The 13123-nt window shown below is 55.2% G+C and carries 5 protein-coding genes and 1 pseudogene; all 6 read right to left on the minus strand.

All coding sequences use genetic code 11. The features are described from left to right. Positions 1-247, minus strand: a 247-nt coding sequence (locus E8K88_RS16240; protein WP_168797369.1) for a transposase, incomplete at its 3' end; no start/stop codon positions are given. 1365 nt (positions 248-1612) lie between these two features. Then, a complete protein-coding gene (locus tag E8K88_RS16245; protein ID WP_136407728.1) occupies positions 1613-1885 on the minus strand; it encodes an SMI1/KNR4 family protein in 273 nt (90 codons plus the stop codon). An 80-nt stretch (positions 1886-1965) separates the two neighbouring features. Beyond that, a complete protein-coding gene (locus E8K88_RS16250; protein ID WP_136407729.1) occupies positions 1966-2415 on the minus strand; it encodes a hypothetical protein in 450 nt (149 codons plus the stop codon). Next, the gene (locus E8K88_RS18415) at positions 2412-3836 is read right to left on the minus strand and encodes an RHS repeat-associated core domain-containing protein (protein WP_476703255.1); all 1425 of its coding nucleotides are present in this window, start codon (positions 3834-3836) and stop codon (positions 2412-2414) included. The genes E8K88_RS16250 and E8K88_RS18415 overlap by 4 nt, the downstream gene beginning before the upstream one ends. A gap of 1159 nt (positions 3837-4995) precedes the next feature. After that, a pseudogene (locus E8K88_RS18680) lies at positions 4996-6042 on the minus strand (hypothetical protein); the annotation flags it as partial. 56 nt (positions 6043-6098) lie between these two features. Further along, a complete protein-coding gene (locus tag E8K88_RS16265) occupies positions 6099-13034 on the minus strand; it encodes a transglutaminase domain-containing protein (protein WP_168797370.1) in 6936 nt (2311 codons plus the stop codon). Positions 13035-13123 lie beyond the last annotated feature (89 nt).

Here is a 13123-nt window from a genome sequence, read left to right on the forward strand (position 1 = left end):
CCTTTTTTAGGATATCCCTCTCTTCGGTGACGCGTTTGAGCTCGGCATTTAAACGGCGCAACTCCTCGCTTTGGCCGAGCTGCGCGTGCCGCTGTACTGCGGGCATTTGCTGCAGCTTGATCCATTTGTAGAGGCTATGGGTGCTTACGCCAATACGGCGTGAGACATCGGCCACGCTGTGGCCATGTTCAAGGATTTGCTTGACTGCTTCAATCCTGAATTCTTCGGGGTAACGTTTTGCGTTCATATGGGCTCCTATTAAAACTGAAATAGGAGGCTGCGAACTATCTATAAAACCCTGGTCGATTCAGTGCACGCTTGAGCATGTACTTGACTCATGCGATTTGCTCCCGTTTATACGATTCGTTAACGCTGCGCATCATCTCTCTAGCTTCAAATGGGGCCTAGCTTCTACGGAGAATAAGATAACACGTATCCATACATGTAAGTCTGCGGCACGTGTTTAGCATCAAGCACTACCACTTGCAGACACTGCTAAATCTAAACGCCAACTCTTGAATCGTCCTCTATCGAAGCGACGAAGCAATTATCAACTTATCAAAAGATCTCATATGTAATTCAAACAGCGCTATCTCGAATCCTAATTCCTCCAAAAATAGTGAGCAAGTTTTCTCTAACCGCATCAATGTCTCCAACTTCACTGTGCCCACTAAGGGTTTCAATTGAAGTTGTGATGTCAAAAATATGCCAATCCATTGATCCTGATGCCCAAATCAAAATGGTACCAAGACAGGCACTACTGTCTACTTCAATCGAATGACTACCTGATGGGAAAATCGGTGGCTTATATTATATGGAAAATGCACTGACCACACTCGCTGGCAGATTTGCAAACACCTTATTGATTTCAAAGTCGTTAATTTTATAAAGAGGGCCTGATAGATTTTCAAATCTTGGCAACTGTGGTGTGTATCGCCCCTTCTTCTCAACTAGCCTTGCAGTTAGACTCTTGCGTGTCAGGGTTTGCAGTTGCTGGTCTTGCAGCAGGTACGCAAACTCTCCGTCCCACACAGTGTGGCTGACGTCGCTGGCGGTTTGGCTTTTGTCTCTGAGGCTTTGGCCGCTGTAAAGGTAGTTCGCTATCGGGCTGGCGTTTTGCGCAATGCCAATGAGTTGGCCTGCCGCGTTCCATTGGTAGCTCCCCTGCCTTGCTAGGAGTCAAGATCTAGTTGATCACACGAATCTCGACAGCAAGGTGCTTCTAAAATAGACAAAGGCTTTTTTCGGGATATTTCATCCGCGTTGGCAGAAATATCCCCACGCTACCTTGCTAGTTGTACTGCTCAAAGTTTGCTGAGGCCTTTCAGCGGCTCTTAGCGGATCAATACAGCCAAAAATCTAATTAGCATTCTCCTTTAATAGCTGCGCATATTCCAATCTATTATAATCAACCATTGACAAAAACCACTCATTAAAGTCAACATAAGTCTCTACAAGACCCCCTGCAAGCCAAAATACTCTCCCAGGCGTATCAGACCATGACTGGGTAATAGCTACAATATCAATATCATTCGAAGATACTGCTATTGGAATTAAGCTGGATCTTTCAAATCCGCATATCTCCTCCAATGGCTCCAGTAAATCCATTAACTCAATCGCAACTTGAGCTCGTTGCCCTCCCAAAAAAATCATCGACACCAAATATATCAATATAACCTGAAAAAGCCCTCCAGCCATTTGCATAACTCAGGAAACTCCTATACTGATAATTTAATTCGTAACCGAGATAGGCTTCAAGATTTCGCAACTGCTCATCTGACGCAGCCACCTCAGGCAAAGTATTCAACCATAATCCATTTACATCAATTTCTGCTATTCCCTGCTTTATAAGATGGGATATCGCTATTTCTTTTTTCCAGTCCAATTCAAAATCTTTTCATCTATAAAGTCAACCAATCTGAAATCAACCAAAATTCAGCAACCAGTGCTACTAAAAAAATACGATTAAGGCACAACATCAGATCGCATTAATGTAATTTTATTAATAAAATCAAAACCGAACCGATACTCTACATGTATGACGTAACCATCACGTGCAAAACGATCCCATGCCCCATAATTCCCAAGAATTGGATCGCTGATCTTTGCACCACTTTTGGATGGACTCCCTAAGCGAGCAAGGACTTCTTCTCTGCTGCACTTGAAGGGCAAATCCTCAATATTTTCTTTAAAAAATCGTGACTCATCAGAATAAAGAAAAATAGTGATTAACTTGTCTGTCTCATCACAAACAAAATCACAGCCTTCCTGAGGAAAAATATAATCAATTCGAACTTCCTCAAGATCGTTTTCAAAAGATTTTTCGTAAATCCAGTTTTTAAAAGGAGCTTCACTCAACAGGAATGAAGCTTCTTTGCCCAAATAATAGGCGAGCATTTCAATTGTTAGTTTCATCTGTTTCTCATTGCTTCATAGAAAACGGCCCTATCCCGAGTCATAGCGTCGTTAAGGTCCGCAGCATCCTCTGCGATTCGTGACTGTGTATTCCTACCTCCGTAAGTTGGACTAGTTTGCTGATGTACCCTTCTTGGCGATGCAATTGCCGGAGTACTTGCCTTCAATGCCACACGCTCTGCTTTAGTCAGTGTTCTACCAAAAGCCGCTTCGCGTGCAGCAACTTGGGCTGCAAAAGATGGCTGGTGATCCATATCAAGAGGCTCGGTTTCACCAAATACTCTCTTTTGTGCTTTTAAATCACCATAACTTCCAGTTTGTCCAGGCCTCACTGCGCTACTTGCGTTCAAAGCACCAGCAGGCTCAGGTAATAAAGATGCACTGGATGAAACCTCCGGTCTAGTATTAGCCGCAAGGCCCTTACCTTCTCCAATATTAACAGCACCAAGTTGCGCCGTCCGGCTTCCTGCAACAGGCCCACTGAATACCGCCTCTCCAGCTTCTCGAACCAATGTCCGGGCACCTGCTCCCGCTGCCGCCACTGAGCGCGCGCAACCAGCCGGCATCAACGCGCAGCCCGAAAGCATTTCTCCTGCTGTACCCCAAGAACGGGCATCACCAGTCACAAGTCCTGAGCCAAAGTCGGCGATGCCTTGAGCAGCCTGCTTGGCCGCTTGAGCCGGGTTCTCTTTGACGTATCTAGCCGCTTGGCCTGTTGCCTCAAAAGCATCCGCAAGCGTTTGCTCTTTCCTCTGCATGGCAACAGCAGCCTCTTCGTAGCCTGCCAGCCCGTTATTGCGAACAATCAGGTCACTGGTGGCATTCCAGCCCCATGCACTGGCATGACCCAATGAGGCCAAGCCTTTCATGAAACCGTATCCAGCAGACCGGTATTGTTGCTGGTTGGCTTCTGCTTGCTGCTGGCTTTGCCCCCAGCTCTCAACGCTGCTTGCCGTGGTCTCTTCCCACCAAGTCAGCCAGCCAGCCTCTCCTGTGGGGTCCCAGTACATCAACGGATTGGCATTGCCATACACATAGGCATTCCACGTAATAGGGCTGTTGAGTGTGCCCTCCAACGGATCCTGGCTAATAAATCGCCCCAGCATCGGGTTGTAGTACCGTGCTCTGGCGTAGATCAGCCCGCTCTCGGTGTCTTGCAGGTGCCCGGTGTAGCCGTGGCGGCTGGCCGTGTTGCCTTGCTGCTCTCGTTGGCCCCAGGCGTCGTATTCGCTGTGGCTTTGCAGGCTGCTGTCTGTGGCCTGCACGCTGGCGGTGATGCTTTGTAATCCGTCGCGCAGCAGCACTTCTTTGTAGCTGTCTTGCGCATGCACGATGATGGGGCTCAGCCCATCGTGTTCTGTGCGTGTCAGGGTTTGCAGTTGCTGGTCTTGCAGCAGGTACGCAAACTCTCCGTCCCACACGGTGTGGCTGACGCCGCTGGCCGTTTGGCTTTTGTCTCTGAGGCTTTGGCCGCTGTAGCGGTAGTTCGCTATCGGGCTGGCGTTTTGCTCTATGCCAATGAGCTGGCCTGCGGCGTTCCATTGGTANGCGGTAGTTCGCTATCGGGCTGGCGTTTTGCTCTATGCCAATGAGCTGGCCTGCGGCGTTCCATTGGTAGCGTTTGGTGTGGTTTTGCGCTGCTTGGCTGCTGCCACTGGTGGTTTCTTGCGTCAGGTGCCCGGCCTGGTCCCATTGGTAGTCAATGCGGTATTCGGCTGTGCTCAGGCGTTCTATTTGCCCTCTGGCGTCGTAGCTGAGGGTGCTGAGGCCATTGGGTTGGCTGTTGGTGGTGCTGGCACTGGCGTTGCTGGCGTAGCCGCTGCGCGTGATGTGGGTTTTGTTGCCTGCCGCGTCGAGTTGGTAGCTTTCGCTTTGCCCATCGCTGTCGCTGGTGGCTTGGAGGCGGTCGGCTGCGTCGTATTCGTAGGTGGTGGTGGTCTGCCGGTAGCCTGGGCTGCTGCTGTCGTGCCCAATTTGTTGGTCTTGCTGGATTCGCCTGCCGTTTTTGTCGTAGGTGTAGTGCGTGCTTTGCAGCGTGGTGCTGCCTGTGCCATTGGTTTTGCTGTGGCTAATGCTTTGGATGCGCCCTGCACCGTCCCAGCTTTGGTTGGTTCTAATGCCCCCGCTTTGGGTTGTTTGCGTGATGCGCCCGCTTCGGTCGTAGCTGTTGGTGCTGGTGTGCCCGCCCGCTTGGATGTGGGTGAGGCGGTTTAAGACGTCGTAGTTGTAGCTGGTCACTTGTACAGCACCCGCTTGGCCGTTGGCCGCTGGCGCTGTGGTGTGGCTGCGGTTGCCTGCTTTGTCCCAGACGTGGCTGAGGGTCGTGCCTTGCGCGTCGGTGGTTTTGATCAGGCGGTTGTAGGGGTCCCATTCATAGGTTTCGGCCCTGCTGCCGCTGGCGTCTTCAATGGTGCGCGTGCGCAGGTTGCCTGCTCCGTCGTAGGTGTTGCTGACGTGGCTGAGCCCGTCTGCACCTGTCAGGGCGCTGTAGCTGATTTTTTTGGCCTGGCCTCTTGCATCCCATTCGGTGCTGCTGGTGGTGCTTTGGCCGTGGATGCTTTGGGTGGTGCTGAGCAGCCGCCCTGCTTTGTCCCAGCTGTGGCTGGTCTGACCGGTGTTGCCAGGATAGAGCACTTCGACTCTTTGGCCTCGGGCGTCCAGCGTGTAGGTGGTGGTGTGGCCTAGCGGGTCGGTGCGGCTGGTGAGTTGCCCTTTGTTGTCGTAGCCCAGTTGGGCCACTCCAGCGGCATCTTCGATGGCTTTGGGCTGGTTGGCGCTGTTGTAGCGCAGCTCTTGGCTGCCTCCTTCGGGGTAGGTGGTTTTGCTGAGGTTGCCGTTGGCGTCGTATTCGTATTGGGTGGTTTCTTTGCCCGTTTCGCTTTGGGCGTTGCGGCTGCGGCTGATCAGGCGTGCGCGCGGGTTCCAGGTTTGGGTGGTAACGCGCCCTTCAGGGTCTCGCTCTTGCACGAGTAGCCCCATGCTGTCGTATTGGTAGCTGGTAATCGAGGCCAGCAGCCGGTTATGGGCGATCGATAGGTTGCGCCCGTCGTATTGCCAGCCTTCTTTGTTGCCTTTGCCGTCGCTTCTAAAGAGCAGGTTGCCAACCGGGTCGTATTCCAGGGTTTCGTAGGCATAGCCATCACGGCTGCTGCTGGTGCGTTGGCCGCGTTGGTTGTAGCTGTGGCTGGTGACAATGCCTCTGCCGTCAGTTTCTTCGACCAGATCACCAGCGGTGTTGTATTTCCAAGTGCCCAGCCGGCCTAGCGCGTCGGTGCTTTCGACTCTTCTGCCTAGGCTGTCGTAGCTGTGGGTGGTGGCTTGGCCTTCGCCATTGGTCTCTTCAATGAGGTTGCCCGCCGCATCCCAGCCCCACTGCCCGAGCAGGCCAAGGCTGTCTTGGCTCTGCAGCTTGCGGTTCAACGGGTCGTAGCTGTGCTCGATGGTTTGACCGAGTTCATCGGTCTCTTCGATGAGGTTGCCAGCCTTGTCGTAGCTGTAGCTCAGACTGCGAGCCGCTTCTGCGGGGCCGGCGACCAGCACGATCGCCAGCAGCAGCAAGATGCTGACGCTTGACAGCAACTGGCGCCACTGCGTGGCGCTGTTCGGTGCTTGCTTGCCTGTGTTCATAAAGCGCTCTCTTTGGTGTTTGCTCTTTGGCTTTTTATTTGATTGGAGCCGCTGGCTTACAGCGCCGGCAGCGTGCTGCCTGTGCGCAGGCCTTTGGCGTCGTAGCTGTGTGTGCTGGTCTGGCCTTTGGCATCAGTTTCACTGCTGAGGTTGCCATCGGCATCGTATTCCCAGCGCCCCACCAGGCCTAAGCTGTCGGTGGTTTCTATGCGCCGGTTGAGTGCGTCGTAGCGGTGCACAATGACGTTGCCATTGGCTTGCGTATGGCGCACCAGGTTGCCCACTTTGTCGTAGTTGTACGAGCTGGCATGGCCTTCACCATCGCGCTCTTGAAGACGCCGGTTCATCACGTCGTATTGGTAGCTGCGCGCTTTAAGCCGTGCGTCGATTTCGCGCAGTAGATTGCCTGCGTTGTCGTACTGGTACTCGGTGTTTTGGGCTTGCGCATCGGTGAGCTTGATCAACTGGCCGGCCGCGTCGTATTGGCGGGTCGTAGTGCGTCCTTCAGGCTGGGTTTGCGTCAACAGCTGACCGGCTTTGTCATAGACGAAACTGGCTGTGCCTGCATCGGGGTAGGTGCTGGTTCTGCGTTGGTTCAAACCATCGTAGCTATGGGTGGTGGCATGCCCGCGCGGATTGGTTTCTTTGAGCAGGTTGCCGTTGTTGTCATACTCCATGCGATGAATGCCGGCAGCAGCATCGGTGGTCTGTGTACGCCGCCCAAATGCGTCATAGCTGTATGTGGTGGTATGGCCTCTAGGGTCAGTTTCGGTGGCCAGATTGCCAGCCGCGTCATAGGTGTATTGCGTGAGCAACTCACCAGCACTGGATTGTTCGCGGCGGTCCACCAAGCGATTGGCTGGGTCGTAGTCATAGGCGGCCAATGCCTGTCCCCTCCAGTTGGTTTCGGTTTTTTTATTACCCGCTTTGTCGTAGGTATAGGTCTTGGTGCCTGCTGCCGTGGTGTGGGTCAGGATGCGGCCCATCGGGTCGTGACTCCATGTCGTGGTACGCATCTCAGGATCGGTTTCTTCGCTCTTATTGCCCAGGCTGTCGTACTGGTACTGAATGATGCCCCCATCGGCAAGCGACGTGCTTATCAGCCGGTCAAGGCTGTCGTACTGGTGGTGGGTGACGCCTGTGTCAGTCGTGGCCGGGACCACCGTTTTAATGAGCCGACCTCGCACGTCGTGCTCAAACGTGCTGGTGCGATTGAGTGGGTCGGTCTGGCTGGCTGGCATGCCGCGCGCATCCCATGTAAAACGCGTGGTATGGCCATTGCCATTGGTGGTCGTGAGTCGGTCGCCATTGGCGGCATAGGTATGGCTTAACTGCACGCTTTCAGGGCGGGTTTCTTTGAGTAGATTGCCGCGTGCATCGTATTCGTAGGTGGTGGTGTAAGCGCGCCCATCGGTGCGCGAGAGCAACCGGTCTTTGATGAAGGGTGCCGCGGTTTGAATAAGCCAATGGCTCTTGACTTCCACGCCCGCTTTCACCTCGGTGGCAATATTGCCTGCTGCATCGTAGGTGTATTCAGTGGTAATTGCGCCCGGCTCAGTGCGGCTGAGCAAATAGAGCTGGAGGCTGTCCCACTCCATGCGGGTGGTGCCTGCAGGGGCATCAATTTGGACCACACTGCCATACGCGTTGGTGGTGTAGGTGGTGTTGGCACCCCGCTCGTCGGTGACGATGGTGGTTTGAGGCTGGCGCACCTCCAGCGTGGCGTAGTCAAACTGGGTCACCCCCCCATCGGTAGCCGTGATGCTGGCGACCCGGCCTGTGGGAATGGTGTACTCGATAGGGTTGCCACCGCCTTGGTAGCGAATGGGCGTTTCGTCGTAGGTGAAACTGGTCACTTGCCCAGCAGGATCGGTGCGGCTGGTCATCAGGTATTGCGTGCTATGACCTGGTAAGGCATAGCCGTAGGACTCGGTCCAAGCCCCCTGATTTTTGTCCATGGCAGTCACGTTGCCTAGGGCGTCGTAGCTGATCGTGATGCGCTGGTTGTCAGGGCCACGCACCTCGGTCATCAGCGCTACACGCTGGCTGTCTATGGTGGCAGATTGGTATTGGTAAGAAAGCACACGCCCCGCACCATCGGTGGCTGTGACCAGGTCGCCCTCTGTGTTAAACGAGAAATTCAGCGTATTGCCATTCGGGTCAGTCGCAGTTTTGAGCTGCCACTTCGCGCGCTGCGCACCCACATACTGGAAGTGGTAGCGTGAGCCACCTTTGCCGTAGAAGTCAAAGGTGTTGTCAGGGTTCAAGATCAAGCTGCCGTGATGGCCCTTATTCGGGATGAATTGGCCTGCCTCATTGCGTAAAAACCGCATTGAACCGCCATCACCCGCATTGATGATGACGTCGCCGCAAGGGGTGATGCTCAGTGAAGCATCGAGGTTGTGTGTCCAGTTTCTGCCCATCGCGCCTACGCTGCCTGCAGCGCTGCTGTACATCGGGCGAAAGGCCAGCTGAGGCCCCCTGCCCGTGTACTCAAGCCCTGGCCCGGCTTGCACCATGCGGCCACTTTTGACATTGACGCCTTTGATCAAGGTGTGTTGCAAAGGGACGGCATCGTTGAATTCGAAACTGACATTCAAACGTGCCGTCAGTTGCTCGATCTGACCTGGCAAGCTGGCGCTTTCGGCTGTCAGCTCTAACAAATAGCCATTGCGCCGCGGCAGCAGTATGTCGGGATCGAGTGCGAAGCTACTCTCGCCCTCAGCGTATTCCTGGGCATCGATCAGCGTCACTGCGGCTCCCGTGGGCTGCGGGTTGCTGGCATCGTCATCTAGCGCAGTAGCGGTCAAGGTCATCGTCGCGCTGACATTCAAGGTGAAGTCAAAGGATGCACCGATGCGGCAACTGCGGTCGTTGACCAAATCAACGTCGGTACGCAAACTGGCGGATCGGGTGTAATCACGCACGATGCGCGAATTCAGTGGAATCGGGAATGGTTCGCTGGGAATTGCATTGGCACTGCCCGCATTCAAGACGGCTTGGGCAAGGTAGCGTGCAGAAAGATCAAACGGCGTGCCTTTTGGGATCAGCACCGATTGGTTGGCGCGGTTGCCCAACCACAGGTCTTCCACATGCAGCTGGTCGTTGTGCAGCGTATAGAGCCAGAGGAAATCACTGGAATATGCCTGGGGCAAGATCGAGAAGCGCAGTGCAGCCGGATAGGCGCTGCGTCCAAAATCATTGACGTGGACCACACCAGGATCGAGTGGATCACTGCCGACTGCGGAGATGACGTCATCAATCACGACCTGCACCCCCCAAATACTGGGGCCGCTGCTGCTGACAGGCACTTGCCTGAGTTCTACACCGCGCTTGGTATCAGTGAGGACCTCTACATTGTCGACGTGAACCTGACCGGTGTAGAGCGCAGGTACTGGGCCTGAGCGCATGAACGCATTGAACGTGCTGGCACCGGTCACCTCGGCGCGCAGTGAAGCGCCCAACTCATACTGCCCTGCCACACTGCCAAATGAACGCACAGGGTAGAGCTTGCCGTATGGCCGGTAATGGATGTTGTTGTCGCCATCAAACCAATAGTCATGGCGCATGTAATACAAATCAAAGGGAATGGCCAATTGGCTCTCGTCCCCAGGCACGGTTGCCAATGCCGCTTGCCCAAACTTGTCGACAGGGAAGTTGTGGGCAATGAAGGCATTCAATTCAGTCCCTTGGCAGGTGCCATGGGTTTCGATGGTACGTGAGATATTTTGGCCCGCTGCAGCAAAGTGGAGCGCGTATTGCATGTTGTTGCTATTGCCTGCGATGATGTAGTAAGCCACTACGCCATTGCTCTTCGTGCGTAGTTCAAGCGCAGTGGCACCACACAGATTGCCACCAACGTTGGCCTGGCAGCTTGCTCCGTCGCTGAAGGTCAGCGGCATAGTGCTTTTGTCATCACAACTGGAGGTGCCAGCGCTCGATGAAGCGGTCACGACTGCGTTAGCAACTGGGTTGTCATACTGGTCGAGCACCTCCAAAAATACGCTAGAGGCAAAGTTAGGCGCTGCCAGTCCTGACTCCTTGGTGACGTTCAATTGCGTAGGCGTATCTGGAAGCACATTCAGCACCATTGGCTCAGGCAAGCTGAACCGGCCTTTTTCGCCGACGATGTATGCATCCACATAATTGCGCCCGGCGCGGGTGACGTATTCGTCTTGCGGATTAAGCAGCAAATGGGTGGGATTGACATCGGTGCTTTTCGACGCCCTGACCAACGGTGAGCGGGCAATACCAAAAGCGTCGGTTACCGCTGTGTGCGCTTGCTTCCCACCTTCAAACTCGCCATCAAAGGCCTGAAACACCACCGACACCCCTTCTACCGAAGTACCGCGGCTGTCACTTACCCGCACCGACAAGCCTTCGGTGGTCCATTGATTGGCCGTGACCATTTGGCCATTCCATGCACCAACGGCCTGCAGATTCGCCGCCTGGGTCGGGTTTTGATTCGATCCATGGCCATGGGCAGAAGCAAACACCGCGGCCATCAGCTGCAAAGCCCACTGGGAAGGCTCTTCTGTGGTGCTGCCCCCGGCGAGTCGACCCGAGATAAACCAACCTGAAGAGCCTGTGGCCGGATCTTCTACCCACCAACCACGGCCATTCCAGATGTTGCGCTGCAAAGACTGGCCTGACAAGATGACCTTATAGCCCAGCTGCACAAAGAGCCGCAGCTCCGTTTTGATGGCATCGTGCACATCCAGACTTGCCAAGGTCGCATCCAAATTGGCGGCATTGACCTGCAACGGTTCTTGGTCTGCTTGTGCCAACACCTTGTCGGCAGAGACACTGTCTACTTTGAGTTGATCCTCAAAAATGTAGTGCTCTAAAAAAGACCCCTGCAGTGCTGAAAGACGCACAAAGTCACGCCGCGCCTGGGCGCTGCCAACGGGCTCAGTCACGCGCAACAACGCATCCATCGTGACGCCCTTCCATTGGTGCGTATACGGCGCGCCACTCAAGTACTTAGGAGCAAAAGCAGTCCCCGTGACGGCCACTGCCGGTAAGGGCCGGACAAGCGGCGTCGCATTCAATGCAGCCAGCTCGTCCTCCGCAGCTCGCCATTCACGCATATAACGCAGAGCCAAGCCATCGAGCTGCCTGGCTGCCTCGCTTTCCTCATCGATGGGCAGTTGTGCCCTGGTAGGCTCGCCATGTCCTATGGCGATCGCATGGTAGGCCGGGGTATAGATATGTTTGGTCAGTGTCTCCACGCTGGCACTGTTGCGCAAGGTGATTTCCAGCTTGGACGTACTGCCGGTTTCCAAGATGCCTGCGCCTATGCCGATTTGCTCGCCGTCCAGTCGCAAAGAAGCGCGTACGTCAATCAGGTAGATTGGAACAAGGTCCATGCCCCCGTACAGCAGTGAGACCCGATGGTCTTCCTGTGTTGCAGGCTGGAACGACAGCGTCAGTCTGCCCGCACTGGCCTGTGCAAAAGACAGGGTGTGCGAGAGCGCGAGCGCCCCATCCGCCCCGTACAGGCGCAGCGCCACCTCGGACTGGAATCGCGCATCTAGCTGCGCCGCTTCGGCGAACACATTTTTAACGCGGTACGGCAAAGAATTGGGCAGCAAGCCGAAGGCTTCCGCTGGGGCGTAAGCGCCTCCAAGCAAAGCCTGGTACTGCTCGTCGGAGTTCACCAATTGCTGTGCTTTGACCTGCTCGCGCAATTGCGAAAGCAGGTCCTGGTTTTGAGGCGTGCGGATAAAGTCGTCTAACCAAGCTTGGCTGCTTTTGCTTTGCAAGGCCTGGCGCAAGGCTCCAGAGGGGTAGTTGGCACGCCACGGCTTGATCGCCGTATCCATCGGTATCCAAGTCTGGCCGCTAGTGTCGACCAGCGCACCACGGTAGTTGCCATAGGGCACTTTGGCGGCTACCCATGTGTGCTCCAACTCGACAGCGGCGACACGGCCACCACGCACGATGGGCGTATATGCAATGCCTGCCATGCGCAAAGCATCTGGCACGGCGGTGCTGTCACTCAGCGCCAGAGAGGCCGCCACCTGTTCAACCGATAACTCGATAACGCCATGCACAAAGCGGCTGGGCACACCAGAGGCACGCAGCAACGCAATCAGCAAGCTGGCTTGGTCGACGCTATTGCCCTGGCCCGCACGCAGCGTACCAATGGCACCTCGGCTAGAGCCCGCATACCACTGCGTTTGTATGTCGTTCAAGACGTACTCATAGATACGTACATAGTCATATCCCAGTGCTTCGGCCTTCAACAGTAATGCGTCATCGAACGCAGCGTAGGCAGGTATTTCCGACAGGTCCAGTGCATCGGGTAGCAGTCTTGGATCATCCGCCTCCGCTATCGCATACACAGGCGCAAGCACGTTGGTCTGCGGAGAGTGGACGGGCAAATTGCGTACGCCCGCAGGCAACGAAGAGGCGCGCAACCAGTTCTCAGGCCCCAATGTCTCCGAAGTGGCACGGGCTTGGTCAATCGCTTGCAGGGCGGCCGTTAAGGCTTGGTTGCTAGGCTGAGCTGCGCCACCTAGCGCGCCCCAAAGTCTCACTGCCAGCGTCGGCTGCGTAGCAGCGGGCTCATCCTTGGCGTTTTGCAATGCTTGTGTGGCTAAGCTAGACAGCGTTTGTACAGCCTGCCTGGTTTGCGCATGGTGGGCTTGCGCGCGCCTGAGCTTGTCTGTCAGCCCTGCACTGCGCAAACGCTGCTCGGTATCATCCAGTTCATTGAGCAATAAGGCTTGTGCAACGGAATACTCCAAGAGCGCGGCCTCTGCCACATTCAAGCTGGCCTCTGATGGCACATGCAGGCCAGCAAATCCAGCACGCAAATTGGCCAGCGCCGCATGATGCCGCGCCACGTTGCTGCCGTTACGCGCAGGCATCACACGCGCAGCGGCATCCAGTGGATAAACCTCTAACAAATCATCAGCACTCTGGCCTTGGGCCAAACGCTGCAGGATGGCTTGCTCCAGCTCAGCTACCGCCACAGGCTCTCGCATTGCTTGAGGCTGCGCCCAAACGACTGGGCATGCCAGCAGCAGCGCTGCAACACCTGCGCTAACGCACTTTCTCCACCCCATGAAGCTCT

It is taken from the genome of Lampropedia aestuarii, from assembly GCF_004803635.1.
In the GTDB taxonomy this organism is placed as follows: domain Bacteria; phylum Pseudomonadota; class Gammaproteobacteria; order Burkholderiales; family Burkholderiaceae_C; genus Lampropedia; species Lampropedia aestuarii.

Excerpts from the sequence above, each read along its gene's own strand:
- E8K88_RS16250 (WP_136407729.1), bottom strand. The coding sequence starts at position 2,415 with ATGAAACTAACAATTGAAATGCTCGCCTATTATTTGGGCAAAGAAGCT.
- E8K88_RS16265 (WP_168797370.1), bottom strand. The coding sequence starts at position 13,034 with ATGCGAGAGCCTGTGGCGGTAGCTGAGCTGGAGCAAGCCATCCTGCAG.